Here is a 15,009-nt window from a genome sequence, read left to right on the forward strand (position 1 = left end):
GGCGATTCCCTTAGCGGCGATTGGGCGGCGGCGCAACTGGATTCGACGGAGGCTCAGTCTTCCAGCGTGCCCGACCTGGCGTCGCCGCTCTTCCTGTCGCCGACCAGTTTCAACAGGTCCTCGCCGGCGCGGATGATGCGGCGCGAGCGCCGCGTCAGGATGATGCCGTCCTGCGGCGCGAACACTTCGGTGCGGCCATCGGCTTCGCCCGGTGCGTGGACGATGGTGGCGAGGCGCGCGCCCTTGGCGACGCGGTCGCCGGGCTTCACGTCATAGAGGACGGCACCGGCACGGGGTGCGGGCATCATGTCGATGTTTTCCAGCGGCGCCGCGACCCCCGTGAACGGGCCGGGTGCGGGGAGGGTGGTGTCGGATATCACGCCGCGCATCGCCAGCAGCCGGTAGAGGCCTGCCGCGTCGGCCGAGGCGAGCGCGCCATCGACATCGAGGATGCCCCGATATTCGACGGTGGTGGCGACGCGCCTGTCAAGCTTCGCCACATCGGCTGATGCGTTCTGGTAGGGCATGATCGAGGCGCCCTCGAAAGTGCCGTCGGTGTCCTCGCTCCACAGCACGACGGCATCGACGCCCATGGCGGCGGCGCAATCGGCCATGGCTGGCCAGAGGCTGGAGTGGACATAGAGATAGGCAAGGCCCTCGTCGTCGCAGTGCAGGTCGAGCACGATGTCGTGGCCGAGCGAAAGCTGCACTAGGCGCGACTTCAGCCGCTGGTCGGCGCCGCCAAAGGTGGCGTCTGGCAAGAGCCTGGCGTCGGGCGCGGCCAGCAGCGGAAAGCCGCGGTTGAAGTTGGTGCGGGTGCCCAGATGAAAGCGGCCCTGGTGCTCGCCGAAATGATATTGCGCGCGGCCGATCGGGTTGGCCCAGGGCACGATGGTGATGTTGCCCTTGATACGACCTTCGGCCTCGGCCTTGCTCAACATCGGTATCAACGCATCGATGGCGACGACGCCCGGCAATTCGCCGGCATGGAGTGCGGCCTGCAGGTAGGCCGACGGGGCCGCCTTGTCGGCGCCGGTGAGACGGAACACCGGGAATTCGTAGGAAACGCCGTCGCTGTCGCCGGCGATGCGTTCAATCGATTTCTGCATGACGTTCTCCATCAAAAGCGAGAAGACATGCCCATTTGAAGGTGCCGATGTCGATTGGTCCAGCCCGCCGCGCTATGGGCGCAAGAGTAGTCTTTTGCCTTGCCGCATGTCGTTGTCCCAAAACCGCTGCGCACTTTTGGGAGGACAGGCAGTTATTCGGCGGCAGGCTGGAGGGCGGCGACCGGCGCGCGCCTGTCCAGCGCCTGCGACAGCACCGCCACGCCAACCGCCAGCAGGGCGAGCACCGCGCCGACCAGCGGCAAATCGGCATAGGAAACGCCCGCCGACAGCGCCACGCCGCCGATCCAGGCGCCGCCGGCATTGCCGACATTGAAGGCGCCCTGGTTCAGCGTGGCGGCAAGGTTCGGTCCTTCCGACGCCGCCTCGACGACACGGATCTGCAGCGGCGGCACGACGACGAAGATGAGCACGCCCCACAGGAAGACGATGCCGATGGCGACGCTGGCGATGGCGCCGAACTGGATGAAGCCGAGGAACAGCAGGGCCATCAGCAGCAGTGTGCCGATCACCGTCGGCATCAGTTTCCAGTCGGCCAGCCTGCCGCCGATGATGTTGCCGATGGTCATGCCGGCGCCGAACAGCAGAAGCACCCAGGTGACCGCCGCTGTCGACAGGCCCGACACGTCGGTGAGGTAGGGTTTGATATAGGTGAAGACGGCGAACAGGCTGGCCGAGGTCAGCGCCGCGATCAGCATCGCCAGCCACACCTGCAGCTTGCCAAGCACGCGGACTTCGGCACGCAGACCGCCGCCGCTCGGTTCCGTGACGTCCGACGGCACCAGCCAGGCGATGGCCGCGACCGAGATCAGGCCGATGCCGACCACGGCCAGGAAGGTGGCCCGCCAGCCAAAGGCTTCGCCGAGCGCGGTGCCGGCCGGAACGCCGAGGATGTTGGCGAGCGTCAGGCCGGCGAACATCAGCGCGATGGCGCTGGCGCGTTTGTTGCGCGGCACCAGGCTTGCCGCGACGACCGAGCCGATGCCGAAGAAGGCGCCGTGGCCGAAAGCGGTGAAGACGCGTGCGGCCATCAGCAGCCAGTAATTGGGCGCGATGGCGCAGAAGAGATTGCCGACGACGAACAAAGCGGCGAGCCCCACCAGCACGGGCTTGCGCGGCAAATGCGCGGTGGCCACGGCGACGATGGGCGCGCCGAAGACGACGCCCAGCGCATAGCCCGTGACCAGCAGTCCGGCGGCCGGGATCGTCACGCCGAGATCGGCGGCGACCTCCGGCAGCAGGCCCATGATGACGAATTCGGTGGTGCCGATGCAGAAGGACGCAATGGCAAGCGCAAGGATCGGCAAAGGCATGGGAGGTCCAGGCTGAATCGGTTCAATTTCAGACTGCGCGAGGATCCCTGCCGGGCACAACGTCTATTGCCGCAATGCAGCAATGCAGAAAGTCGGGAGCTTGACGAGAGTGGCTCAGGCCAGCGGCTTCAGCTCCTGGGCGATGGTAGGCAGCAGTTCCGAGACATTCGGGTGGATGTGCATCGCGCGCGCCAGCGTGTCGACCGGCGCCTTGGCGTACATCAGGTCGAGCACGCAATGCACCGCCTCGTCGCCGCCCGGGCCGAGCACCGAGCAGCCGAGGATCTCCCTGGTGTCGGCGTCGACCAGGATCTTCATGAAGCCTTGCGTCTCGCCCTTCTCGACGGCGCGGCCGACGCGGGTCATCGGCCGCTGGCCAACAAGCGCGCGGCGTCCGGATTTCCTCACCGCCGTCTCGGTCATGCCGCAGCGGCCGAGCGGCGGATCGATGTAGAGCGCATAGGCCTCGATCCGGTCGCTGATCCTCCGTGGATCATGGTCGAGCAGATTGGCGGCGACGATCTCGTAGTCGTTGTAGGAGGTGTGGGTGAAGGCGCCCCTGCCGTTGCAGTCGCCCATCGCCCAGATGCCGGGCACGCTGGTGCGCAACTGGTCGTCAACGGTGACGAAGCCGCGCTTGTCGACCTCGACTCCGGCCCTGTCGAGGCCGAGATCATCGGTGTTGGGAGTGCGTCCCAGCGCCAGCAGCACATGCGACCCTATCGCCGGCGGCTGGCCGGCCGAGAAGGTCACGGCAATGTCCTCGCCCTGTCTGGCGAAGCCGATATCGTCTGCGCCGACGTGTACCGCAATGCCTTCGTTTTCGAGGATCGACAGGATGGCGGCCGAGACGTCCTCGTCCTCGCGGCCGGTCAGGCGCGGGCTCTTTTCGATGACGGTGACTTCCGAGCCGAAGCGGCGGAACATCTGCGCGAATTCGAGCGAGATATAGCTGCCGCCGACGACGATCAGGTGGCGCGGCAAAACGTCGAGATCCATCATCGAGGAGTTGGTCAGATAGTCGATGTCGTGGATGCCGGGCAGGTCCGGCACCGAGGCGCGGCCACCCGTATTGAGGAAGATCTTTTCGGCGGTCAAAAGGTCGTCGCCGACACGCACCGTGTTGGCCGATTCGAAGCGGGCATGGCCGCGATAGAGCGTGCAGCCCTTCATGCCGGCGATCCATGTCTCCAAATTGCCACGGGCGTCGTTGGTGACCTTGTCCTTGCGCGCCTTGATCTTTTGATAGTCGACGCCGACAGGACCGCCGAGCGTCACGCCATAGTCGGCGGCGCGGCGGGCGAGATGCGCGGCATAGGCGCTTGCCACCATGGTCTTGGTCGGCATGCAACCGGTGTTGACGCAGGTGCCGCCGACCAGCTTGCGCTCGATCAGCGCCACCGTCATGCCGGCGGCCGTCAGGCGGCCCGCCAATGGCGACCCTGCCTGTCCGGCGCCGACGATGATGGCGTCGAAGGTCTTTGTGTTCAAGGTCTGGGCCGTCATGCCACCGCCGCCACGATAAGCAGGCCGCCGATGATCGCCACCGCATCCTCGATGAAGGCGGCGGGCGGATCCTTGCCGAAAGCGGCCGCCAGCCGGCCGCGCGCTTCGGCGCCACCCAGCGTGCCGATGACCGCGCCGATGACGCCAGCGATCAGGCACACGATGGTGGCGCCGCCGGCCGCGCCGATCACCGCGCCAGAGAAGGCGCCGAGCAGGATGCGGGCGCCGAACTGCTGCGGCACCTTGCGGCTTGGCGTCGACGGCAGCTGGTCGGTGACCAGTTCGACGATGGCCAGGATGGTGAAGATGACGACAGCCGCCCAATGGCTCATGAAGCTCGCCCAGGTGCCGGCAACCGGCAGCCAGCCGAGATAGGCGCCCCAGGCGACGGCGGCAGGTGCCGTCATGGCGCGCAGGCCGGCAATGACGCCGATCAGGAGTGCAAGAATGTAGAGCATGGTCGATCCCCCTCGATCCCGGGCCGGGACGGCCCTGAGACGGCAGGCTACCATAGGCCGGATATTTGGCTAGGCCGCAGACTCATGAGCGCGCAAACGTGGTCGAGATGGAAGCGCCGAGCGAACATGCTCGGCTCCATGAGCCAATGTTTCAGTTGGCTGATGGAGCATTGACCGCAAATTGCGCGGCGAAAGCCCTGAGATAAGCTGGCCGCGCTTCCCCGCGCGCCACATAAGCAGCCAGGTTTTGGTATTCATCCAGAATGCCTGACATTCTCAGTCGCAGCAGCACCGACACCATCAATAGATCGCCGGCGCTGAACGCATCATCGAGCCAGTCGGCGACGCCCAGATGAGCCGAGAGCCTGTCCAGCCGGGCGCGAACACGGTCCTGTACCAGCGGCAGGCGCTCCTCGCTCCAGGGCTTGTCAGCTTCGAAAATCCTTGCCGTGGTCAATTCGAGGACCGGCGGCTCGATGGTGTTCAATGCGGCAAACATCCACGTGATCGCACGTGCGCGCTCCTTGCGATCCTTCGGCAGCAGGCCCGCATGCTGCTCGGCAAGATGAAAGACGATCGAGCCGGTCTCGAACAGCGAGAGAGAACCGTCCTCATAGGTGGGAATCTGGCCGAAGGGATGGATGGCCAGGTGCTCAGGCGCCTTCATCCCCGCGAAGGAAACAAAACGAACCTCATAGGGCTGTCCCACTTCTTCCAGCGCCCAGCGAACGCGGGTATCGCGCGCCAGTCCCTTGCCGCCATCGGGCGATCGTTCAAAAGCCGTGATCGTGATTGTCATCGCATCCGTTTCCTTGCTTGGGCGAATTTCCTCGGCTTCCTATCGAAGGACGAATGAGGTACCCGGAAATCGACAGCGGTCTTGAACTATTTTCATCGCCGGAACAGGCCGCGAATGGCCGCTTGCGATCAAAGGTCATGATCTTACGGTGACCGCAAGGCGCGCAAATTTCGGCCAATCCGGATTATAGGCTTACGGCTTGGTCCTTGCCTCGGCGCTTTTCTGTTCGGGTCAACTGTGCTTTGGCAGTGATCTCAAACGGAGGCACTGCCATGGCTGTGAGCGAACGTGCGAAAATGGCGGCCGGCGAATGGTATACGTGCCTGGATGACGATCTTGGCGCGTTGCGCGCCGTGGCCGCGGATGCCGTGTTCGCACACAATACGCTGCCGCCCCGTCGCCGCGGGAACCTCGGGCCAGCCCTGCGGACACTGCTGGGCGGCGTGGGCGAGGGCGCCCGCATCGAGGCGCCTTTCCATTGCGCCTACGGCTTCAACATCTGTCTCGGCGACGGCGCCTTCCTCAATGCCGGCTGTACCATCCTCGATACCGCTTCGGTGCGCATCGGCAAAGGGACGCTGCTTGGCCCCAATGTGCAGATCTATTGTGCCGAGCACCACAAGGAGCCGGCAGGTCGGCAGGCGGGACTGGAGATCGCCAGGCCGGTCACGATCGGCGACAATGCCTGGATCGGCGGCAGCGCCGTCATCCTTGGCGGCGTCAGCATCGGCGAGGGCGCCATAGTGGGAGCCGGGGCGGTGGTGACGCGCGACGTGGCGGCGAACACGACCGTGGTCGGCAATCCGGCGCGGGTGATCAAACGCGGTTGAGGGTGCTTTCGTCGGCAATCAATGCGACAGGGCGCGCGCCTCGTCCCGCTCGCTCCGCCTGGAAAATTCACGCCGGTACTGCGCCGGTGACGTCCTGAGCCGCGCGGAAAAGTGCTGGCGCAGCGATGTGGCACTGCCGAAGCCGGCCTCGAAGGCGACGATGTCCATCGATTTCTCCGTCGCTTCCAGCAAGCGCTGCGCCAGTTCGACCCGCTGGCTGGTCAGCCAGTCGCCAAAACTGGTGCCGATCGATTTCTGGAAGCGCCGGGTGAAGGTGCGCCGCGTCAGGCCGGCGGCTTCGGCGACGCTGTCGAGGCTGTGCGTTTCGCCAAGCGTCGCGCGAACCGCGTCCAGCGCCCCGGTGAAGCGGTCGGCCTTGGCGCTTTTTGCCACGGGGCGTTCGATGAACTGCGCCTGTCCACCCTGCCGGTGCGGCGAAAGCACGACGTGCCGCGCGAGCCGCAGTGCCGCCTCCGCGCCATAGCGGGCACGCACGATGTGCAGGCAGCAGTCGAGCCCGGCGGCGACGCCGGCGGAGGTGACGATGTCGCCGTCATCGACATAGAGCACGTCGGCATCGACCGAAATGTCTGGGTGGAGAGCCCGCAACTGCTCCGTATAGGCCCAATGGGTGGTGGCTTTTCGGCCCGAAAGCAGGCCGGCGGCGGCGATGGCAAAGGTGCCGAGACACAGGCCCACGATCAGCGCGCCGCGCCGGTGGGCGCGGCCGAGCGCGTCCTCGAGCGGTTTGGCCAGAGGCGCCTCGAGATCCTTCCAGCTCGGGATGATGACCATATCGGCGTCCTCGAGCGCGGCAAGCCCGTGCGGGACCAGGATGCTCAGCCCGGCATCGGTCCGGATCAGCCCTTCCTCGATCCCGCAGACACGGAAGTCGAAGCGCGGCAGGCCAAGGCCGGTGCGGTCCGCGCCAAACACCAGGCAAGGCACGGAGAGATGGAACGGGCTGATGCCGTCGAAGGCGAGGACGGCGATGATCGGAGCGGTCATGAGGCGATTTTCCAGTGTGAATGCGGATTGTCCCAATTCTTTCGAATGATGTCAATCGGGCCACTTTTGACTGCCCGCCAACCATCCTATTTTCGGTCCGTCGCATTCAAGCCGGAAGGAAAACACCATGTCTGACCTAGCCAACACCGCGCCGCGCCGGGCGCTCGTCGTCATCGACGTCCAGAACGACTATGACGGCGGCAACCTGGCCATCCAGCATCCGCCGTTCCGCGACAGCGTCGTCAACGTGACACGCGCCATGGATGCCGCCGCCGCTGCCGGCATCAAGGTGGTGGTCGTCAAGCAGATGGCGCCCGAGACGTCGCCGATCTTCGCCAAGGACAGCCATGGCGGCGAACTGCATCCCGAGATCGCCAAGCGTCGTCGCGACCACTATGTCGAGAAGAATTTGCCGAGTGCCTTTACCGGCACCGATCTCGAGGCCTGGCTGCGCGCCAACGCCGTCGATACGATCGCGGTCATCGGTTACATGACGCACAATTGCGACCTGTCGACCATCATCCACGCCGTGCATATGGGCTTCGCGGTCGAGTTCCTGTCCGACGCAACCGGTTCGGTGCCCTACGCCAACAGCGCCGGCTATGCCTCGGCCGAGGAAATCCATCGCGTGGTGAGCATCATCCTGCAGTCCCGTTTCGCTGCCGTGCTCAAGACCGCCGAATGGATCGACTGCCTGAAGACCGGCACGCTGCCAGAACGCGACACCATCTACGTGTCCAACCAGCGGGCACTGGCGCGCAGCGCCGCGTAGCACGATCCGCAAACAAAAAGGGCGCCGCGGCGATGCGGCGCCCTTTTCAATTGTCGGGACAAAGGATCAGAACAGGCCTTCGATCTGGCCGGCCTCGTTGAGGAAGATCTTCTCCGACGACGGCTTGCTTGGCAGGCCAGGCATGGTCATGACCTCGCCGCAGATGATGACGACGAAGCCCGCGCCGGCCGAAAGCCTGACCTCGCGCACCGGCACGGTGTGGCCGGTCGGCGCACCGCGCAGGTTTGGATCCGTCGAGAAGGAGTACTGGGTTTTGGCCATGCACACCGGCAGATTGCCGTAGCCGGCCTGCTCCCAGGCGTGCAACTGGTCGCGCACCGACTTGTCGGCGATCGCCTCCGAGCCGCGATAGATTCGCTGCACGATGGTGTTGATCTTCTCGAACAACGGCATGGCATCGGGATAGAGCGGCGCGAACTGCGAGGCGCCGGATTCGGCCAGCGCCACCACCTTGTTGGCGAGGTCCTCGATGCCGGCAGAGCCCTTGGCCCAGTGCTTGCACAGGATAGCCTCTTCGCCCATCGAGGCGACATAGTCCTTCATCGCCTGAATCTCGGCGTCGGTGTCGGAATAGAAGTGGTTGATGGCAACCACCGCCGGCACGCCGAACTGGCGGATGTTCTCGATGTGGCGGCCGAGATTGGCGCAGCCCTTCTTCACCGCCTCGATGTTTTCCTTGCCGAGGTCTTCCTTCTTGACGCCGCCATTCATCTTCATGGCGCGCACGGTGGCGACGATGACGGCTGCCGCCGGCTTCAGGCCCGCCTTGCGGCACTTGATGTCGAAGAATTTCTCGGCGCCAAGATCGGCGCCGAAGCCGGCTTCGGTGACGACGTAGTCGGCGAGCTTCAGCGCCGTGGTGGTGGCGACGACCGAGTTGCAGCCATGCGCGATATTGGCGAACGGGCCGCCATGGACGAAAGCCGGGTTGTTCTCCAGCGTCTGTACCAGGTTCGGCTGCATGGCGTCCTTGAGCAGCACGGCCATGGCGCCGTCGGCCTTGAGGTCGCGGGCGAAAACCGGCGTCTTGTCGCGGCGATAGGCGACGATGATGTCGCCGAGGCGCTTTTCCAGATCCTTCAGGTCGGTAGCGAGGCACAGGATCGCCATGACTTCGGAGGCGACGGTGATGTCGAAGCCGGCTTCGCGCGGGAAACCGTTGGCGACGCCGCCGAGCGAGGCGATGATCTCGCGCAGCGCGCGGTCGTTCATGTCCATGACGCGGCGCCACACCACGCGGCGGGTGTCGATGCCGAGTTCATTGCCCCAGTAGATGTGGTTGTCGATCAGCGCCGACAGAAGGTTGTGCGCCGTGGTGATGGCGTGGAAGTCGCCGGTGAAGTGGAGGTTCATGTCCTCCATCGGGACCACCTGCGCGTAGCCGCCGCCGGCGGCACCGCCCTTGACGCCGAAATTCGGGCCGAGCGAGGCTTCGCGAATGCAGACGATCGCCTTCTTGCCGATGCGGTTCAGGCCGTCGCCGAGGCCCACGGTGGTGGTGGTCTTGCCTTCGCCGGCAGGCGTCGGGTTGATGGCGGTGACGAGGATCAGCTTGCCGTCCTTGTTGCCCTTTACCGACTTGATGAATTCGGCTGAGATCTTGGCCTTGTCGTGGCCGTAGGGCAGCAGATGCTCGGTCGGGATGCCGATCTTCTGGCCGATCTCCTGGATCTGCTTTTTCTTGGCGCCACGCGCGATCTCGATGTCGGACTTCACTTCGGCCATGACGGCTTTCCTCTGGATTGGACGGTGGAGGGACGGGGTTGATGTCTCTTGCAAGAAGGCTGGAACCGGACGCGCGGGCATCTAACCCTGTCGCTGCGGTTGCGTCAACTTTCATGCAACTATGTTTCCTATAGAGAAAATTCCTCTGCGGCGGGCCGACCTATCCCCGGTTCTTTATGGCTCCGCTTGCCGCGCCGTATAGAAGCCAGAGCAGGGACGCTTCCGCCGTCTCAAAACAGCCGCACAATGCACGGAATGCGACAGACGCGACGGCGCAAATTCGCCATCTCTGATGCATGTCGTTCTCCCAAAACCGGGATCACTTTTGGGCGACATGCATTGGGCCGTCGCTGCCCGCCAATGCCGTTACTGCGTCAGTACGTTACTGATTTCGACCATGTTGGAGCGCACCCGCAGGATGTAGAAGCCCATCGTCGTCAGATGCGTCGGCAGCAGCCAGCCGTCCTCGCGACCGTTGGCGATGATGAAGGGCTGGATACGCAGGGCCGACACGAACTGCGCGTCCATCGTATCCCAGAGGCTCTGCAGGTGCTTTTCCTTGAGGACGTCCTCAAAATCGGCCTGGGCGCCCTTCATAAGGCCGTAATAGGCATAGAGCTGGCCATAGGCGAACCAGTAGCGGTCGTCGGCGCGGGTGTCGAACCAGCCATTGTTGTGGTTCTCGGCGCGCTCCTTGAGGATGGCGGAAGTCGAGCCGATGTCACTGGCGATGCGGTCGATATACTGCTTCAGATTGTCGGCGCGGGCATCGAAAGTGGCCTGACAGGTGGCGAGCCGGGCATTGAACGAACGCAGCTTGCGCACCGCGTCGCGATAGTAGCTCGGTGTCGGCGTCTTCGGCCCGAACGGGCTCACGCCGAAATACCAGGTGTATTCGTCGAACTGCAGATTGCCGCGCGCGTCCTGCAGGTCGGCGTCGATCTGCGAGGTGGTGCGGACGCGGCCGAGATTGTCGGCAAGCTCGGTCGCCGTGCGCCGCACCGCCTGGTTGATGCCGCGCTGGAAAGAGGCCTTGTTGTCCATCCACGGGGTGTTGTCCCAGTCGATGCCGAACAGGCCGAGCTTGTAGAGGATCATCGACGAAATCCAGGCATTCTGGTTGACGTTGAAGTCCGTCAGGTCCGCCGCTACTTGGGCGATGCCGGAGTTGCCGCAAGTCTTGGCCGTGTCCGTGCCGGTCCCGGCGGCCACCTGCTCACCGGCCGAAACATTGCGCTTCTCGAACGTATAGGTGTCCGGGTAGTTCGGGTTGAAATTGTTCCACCACTGGGTGGCGTAGAAGAAGTTGGCGTAGAGGCCGATCAGTACCAAAAGGGCCAGGCCGACTATCGCCTTCAGGATCCAGCCGCGCTGACCGTACCAGCGCCCGGCCCACATGAACGGCCACAGGATCACGCCGATCAAAAGGCCGATGCCGCGGCCGATCCACTGGAAAATCCCGGTGAAGAAGTTCACGATCGGATCGAGCATGGCGATGTCACCCCCCAACATGATGCCAAAAAGTTGCAGACTTTTTGGATAACATCATGCACCAAAACAACAAGTTAGAACGGAATGACGGTTCATTTCGTTCTAGTCGGTCAGGCCGTAGAGGCGTGTGCGAAACGCCACCTTGTCCTTCAAATATGTGGTTTTCAGAACGTCCACAACATGCGATCGCCAGGCGTCGCTGAAGCCGTCATAGTCCTTGTAGAAGCCGTCCTTGTTGAAGATGTAGCGCGAGACGAAGTCCGACGGCACGAAATCCGAGATCAGCCGGTTGGTCAGCCAGGCGTCGGGGTGGTCCGGTTTGGCGCGGACCACCAGGAAGCGCTGCTGGGGGAAGACATCCTCGATCTTGAGGTGGCCGAGCTGCGCGATCTCGCGCTTGGCGGCGTTGAGAAAGGGAAAATTGCCGTCCTTGGTGATCAGGTCGGCGTGGCTCTGGATCCAGGTCTGCAGCCAGACCTTGTCGACATCGGTCAAATTGCGGTCCGGCTCGGCGTCGCGGATCAGCGCGCGCACCACCATTTCGGCGCGATGCTCGAGGTAGCCCGAGGCCTCGATCCAGGAGGCGCGCGGCAGTTCGATACGGCCGGTGGCTGCCAGGAATTTGAACACCTTGTCGGCATCCTTGATCGAGAGATAGCTCACCTGCCAGGGCCGCGAGCGGCGGAAGCCAGGAGCGGCCGGATCGCTGATCACCGTCGTCATGTCGGGATCGACGAACACGTAGAGCCCGCCGAAATGGCTGGTCCAGTAGGCGTTGTGGCGGAAGATCACCTGGTCCGGCACCAGCGCGTTCTCGCGGATGTCGCCGCAGACCTTGGCGAGTTCGACCATGCGGGTCAGCATGGCATTGTCGCGCCAGGCGTCGGGCTCCTGCTTCAGCCGGTCGACGAGCTTGCCGAGTTCCGCGGCCTTGCCCAGCACGTCTTCCGCCGACAGCACCTTGAACTCGACCTGGTTGATCGACAGCAGATCCTCGATGTCGTTGACCTTGGGAACGGAATCCTCGATCTCGCCGTAGATGACGTCCTTGATGGTCAGCGCGTCGATGGCGCGCTGGTTCCTGGACATGAACTCGAACATCAGCTGCGAGGTGTTGGAGAAGGCGGTGTGCACCACCGGCAGGTCGATCTGCGACGGCGTCAGGATGATGAAGCGGCGGTTGACCTCGTTGGGGTCGAGATAGTCGTAGTCGCCACACTCCTCGGCCACTTCGGGAGAAAAGCCGGTGCGGTCGATCTGGAAGCTCTTCAGCTTGGTGGGCTTGAGGCCGAAAGCGGCCAGCGCCTTGTTGTAGCGCTGGATGAGATGGGCTTCGTCGACGGGGAGCAGACGCCCGTAGATGAGCTCGTTGTCGCGAAGGAGGTCGGGTTTTTTGGTGGTCATCTCGAGAAGTCCGAGAAATTTTGCCTCACAAGATGAAGCGCCAACGCCGACGTCCCCCTCTCCCCGTTCTTCACGGGGAGAGGGTAAGGGTGAGGGGCGGCGCCGACAGTCAAGGATATGTCTCCCCATAGCTTCTTGCAGCGATGAATCGAAGCTCACTCGTCTCGATATGACGATCGAGGCGCTGTTCGATAGCTGCCAATATCGTCTCAAGCACCGCGTCTCGCTCCTTTAATACGTCGACGTTCCAAAAGCGGAGTACAGACCAATCATTTGAAACCATGAAGCGATCTCTCGTCTGATCGTACTTGCTGTCGACATGCTGTCTGCCGTCGACCTCGACGACCAACTGGCTGTCCCTGCAAGCAAAATCAGCAAAGTAGTTGCCTATCGGAAACTGTCGCACAAATTTGTGGCCGTTCAGCCTGCGTCCGCGCAACTCCATCCAAAGCGCGTTCTCGGCGTCGTTGTCCGACTGGCGTAGACGTCTCGCCCGCCCTGTTGTTTCGATTTCTGGTCCACGCATGCGCTGCCCCTGACCCTTACCCTCTCCCCGTGAAGAACGGGGAGAGGGGGGCGTCAGCGCTGGCTCCTTGTCCTTCAACGGCGCGAAGGACTGTCCATTGGCGTGACGACCGAACATTACGCATTCCACAGACCCTTCTTCTTCATCTCCTCCATCTCACGCGCGGCGCGTTCGCGCAGCCTTGCGTCACGCAGCAGCTTTTCCACCGCGGCATCGTCGGATTTGTCGGAATACCGGAACTCGCTGTCGGCGTAGCGGTTGATCTCCTGCATGACCATGTCCATCGAGAACGGACCGCGCAGGTCCTCGATCATCGCTTTCTTGTCGTCGTAGCTCTTGTGCATGAAGGCTTCCGGCTTCTCGAACCAGTCGTCGGGAAGCTCTATGTCCATGGCGCGCATCTTGATGGCGTCGGTGACGTTCTTGATGGCGCGGCCGGTGAAGCGCGGTTCGGCATCCTTGATCAGATGCAGGTAGGTGCCGATGTCGGCCATGGTCCTGGGCGCGCCGTTTTCCTTCATGTAGCGCTCATAGACCCGCATCAGCCCTTCCTCCTGCGGCTTTTCATGCTCCTCATAGGCCTCGGTCACGGCGCGCTGGATTTCCTGCGCCGCGTATAGCTCGTGCTTGCCCAGAGGGATCTCGTGGTTCTTGCCGGCGAGTAGCACGAAGATGTCGATATAGTCGTCCCGCGTCTGCGGCCCGTCGACCAGCCAGCGGGCGCCGGCGCGCTGGCGCAGCGCGTCGTCGACGTTTTCCGGGTAGTTGGAGAACATGCCGAACGAGCAATTGCCGCGCACCACGGTGGCGGCACCGGCGAAGGCATCCATCAGCACGCCGGTGATCTCCTGCTGGCCGGCCGAGGCGCGGTCGTCGGAGCGTCTGGCGGCCACCTGGTCGATGTCGTCGATGGTGCCGAAGCCGATGACGCGCGGGTTCAAGACATTGTTGATGAACTGGCGGCAGTTCTGGCCCGACTTGCCCTGGTAGGACGAAATCTGGTCGACGCCGAAATTCTCATAGGCGAAGGGATAGCCGGCAACCTGGCAATAGCCGTTGACGAGGCCGGCGATCATCTGGATCAGCGTCGTCTTGCCGGTGCCGGGCGCGCCGTCGCCGATGAAGGTGAACAGGAAGCCGCCGAGTTCCACGAAAGGGTTCAGCTCGCGCTCGAAATCATAGGCCATCAGCATCTTGGCGAGCTTGACCGACTGGTATTTGGCGATGTGGTTGCCGACGACCTCTTCCGGCGTCTTGAAGGTCATCACCAGCGGCTTCGAGCGTTTGCCCGGCGCGACATCGAAGCCGTCGAGGGTGAAGTCGTCGGCGTCGATGCGGATATGGGCGTTCTCGAACGGGCCGATGCCGTCGAAGCGGCCCTTGCGCGCCAAAAGCCCGTCGATGGCGACGCGGGCAAAGGCACGCGCCCTGGTCATCAGGTCGGTGTCGTCGGACGAGCCCGCTATTGCCTTGTCGAGGCCTGCCAGGATCGACTTCACCGCATCCTGCGGCGTGTCGAACAGGAAGTCGGGTTCCGGAATGTCGTTTGGCGCCTCGCCGTCGCTGTCGATCAGCTGGAACAGATAGGACGACAGGCTGAAGGCCGAGATATAGGCCGAAGCCGACAGCAGTTTCTTGAAGGCGGACGCCTCGTCGCCTTCGAGCGGGGCGCGGGTGTTCCTGGCCTGCAGGCTCTCGAGATCGGAGCCTTCGGCGAACACGTCCGATACCGCAAGCGCGATCGCCGTGCCGCGCCGGGCGCGATAGAGCAGCGTGTGCTGCGGGATGGTCAGCAACTGGTCGTCGGGATGGACGGCGCCGACGGTCTTCGACAGCTCGACCTCGCGCGTGCGGCGCACCGAGCCGACCGAAACGGTGGAGACGAAGCGCCGGTTGGTGCCGGCGAGTGCGGTGCCGGATTCGCGCGAGGGATCCTCCAGCACCACGATGCGGGTGATGAAGCTCTGCGCGGTGGCGCGGTGCTTTTCGATCGCCGCTTCCGGAATGGTGGTCAGGCCGGTGTCCATGG

The 15,009-nt window shown here is 63.8% G+C and carries 13 protein-coding genes; 2 read left to right on the forward strand and 11 right to left on the reverse strand.

Annotated features, from left to right (window positions below; translation table 11 throughout):
• Positions 1-53: 53 nt before the first annotated feature.
• The 5 genes from EN850_RS08080 to EN850_RS08100 form a co-directional block, all read right to left on the reverse strand.
• Positions 54-1,109, reverse strand: a complete 1,056-nt coding sequence (locus EN850_RS08080; protein WP_135929227.1) for a succinylglutamate desuccinylase/aspartoacylase family protein — start codon at positions 1,107-1,109, stop codon at positions 54-56.
• A 152-nt stretch (positions 1,110-1,261) separates the two neighbouring features.
• Entirely contained in the window at positions 1,262-2,440 is a 1,179-nt protein-coding gene (locus EN850_RS08085; protein WP_127280711.1) for an MFS transporter, read from the reverse strand.
• Positions 2,441-2,554: 114 nt separating this feature from the next.
• Positions 2,555-3,931, reverse strand: a complete 1,377-nt coding sequence (locus tag EN850_RS08090) for an FAD-containing oxidoreductase (protein ID WP_135865866.1) — start codon at positions 3,929-3,931, stop codon at positions 2,555-2,557.
• Positions 3,932-3,942: 11 nt separating this feature from the next.
• Entirely contained in the window at positions 3,943-4,404 is a 462-nt protein-coding gene (locus EN850_RS08095) for a DUF4126 domain-containing protein (RefSeq protein ID WP_135865441.1), read from the reverse strand.
• 151 nt (positions 4,405-4,555) lie between these two features.
• Entirely contained in the window at positions 4,556-5,203 is a 648-nt protein-coding gene (locus tag EN850_RS08100) for a glutathione S-transferase family protein (protein WP_136090965.1), read from the reverse strand.
• A 272-nt stretch (positions 5,204-5,475) separates the two neighbouring features.
• On the opposite strand from EN850_RS08100, the gene EN850_RS08105 reads away from it, so the two are divergent.
• Positions 5,476-6,033, forward strand: coding sequence for a sugar O-acetyltransferase (locus EN850_RS08105; RefSeq protein ID WP_136090966.1), 558 nt, complete (start codon positions 5,476-5,478; stop codon positions 6,031-6,033).
• 18 nt (positions 6,034-6,051) lie between these two features.
• On the opposite strand, the gene EN850_RS08110 is transcribed toward EN850_RS08105, so the two are convergent.
• Entirely contained in the window at positions 6,052-7,041 is a 990-nt protein-coding gene (locus tag EN850_RS08110; protein WP_136090967.1) for a helix-turn-helix domain-containing protein, read from the reverse strand.
• Positions 7,042-7,168: 127 nt separating this feature from the next.
• Here EN850_RS08110 and EN850_RS08115 point away from each other — a divergent pair, with 127 nt between their 5' ends.
• Positions 7,169-7,813 carry a cysteine hydrolase family protein gene (locus EN850_RS08115; RefSeq protein WP_135929222.1) on the forward strand — a complete coding sequence of 215 codons (645 nt, stop codon included), beginning with the start codon at positions 7,169-7,171 and terminating at the stop codon, positions 7,811-7,813.
• A 66-nt stretch (positions 7,814-7,879) separates the two neighbouring features.
• Here EN850_RS08115 and EN850_RS08120 read toward each other — a convergent pair whose 3' ends face one another.
• The 5 genes from EN850_RS08120 to EN850_RS08140 all read right to left on the reverse strand — a co-directional run bounded on the left by EN850_RS08120 (position 7,880) and on the right by EN850_RS08140 (position 15,007).
• The gene (locus EN850_RS08120; protein ID WP_127869788.1) at positions 7,880-9,559 is read right to left on the reverse strand and encodes a formate--tetrahydrofolate ligase; all 1,680 of its coding nucleotides are present in this window, start codon (positions 9,557-9,559) and stop codon (positions 7,880-7,882) included.
• 366 nt (positions 9,560-9,925) lie between these two features.
• Positions 9,926-11,050 (reverse strand): DUF2333 family protein, encoded by a 1,125-nt coding sequence (locus EN850_RS08125; protein ID WP_127279963.1) that lies wholly within the window; start codon positions 11,048-11,050, stop codon positions 9,926-9,928.
• A 102-nt stretch (positions 11,051-11,152) separates the two neighbouring features.
• The gene (locus EN850_RS08130; RefSeq protein ID WP_135929221.1) at positions 11,153-12,454 is read right to left on the reverse strand and encodes a DUF6638 family protein; all 1,302 of its coding nucleotides are present in this window, start codon (positions 12,452-12,454) and stop codon (positions 11,153-11,155) included.
• Positions 12,455-12,563: 109 nt separating this feature from the next.
• Positions 12,564-12,980: a DUF559 domain-containing protein gene (locus EN850_RS08135; RefSeq protein ID WP_135881460.1), complete on the reverse strand. Its 417-nt coding sequence runs from the start codon at positions 12,978-12,980 to the stop codon at positions 12,564-12,566.
• Positions 12,981-13,096: 116 nt separating this feature from the next.
• Positions 13,097-15,007: an ATP-binding protein gene (locus EN850_RS08140; protein WP_135867504.1), complete on the reverse strand. Its 1,911-nt coding sequence runs from the start codon at positions 15,005-15,007 to the stop codon at positions 13,097-13,099.
• Positions 15,008-15,009: the final 2 nt, after the last annotated feature.

This window comes from Mesorhizobium sp. M8A.F.Ca.ET.207.01.1.1 (genome assembly GCF_004794715.1).
GTDB lineage: Bacteria > Pseudomonadota > Alphaproteobacteria > Rhizobiales > Rhizobiaceae > Mesorhizobium.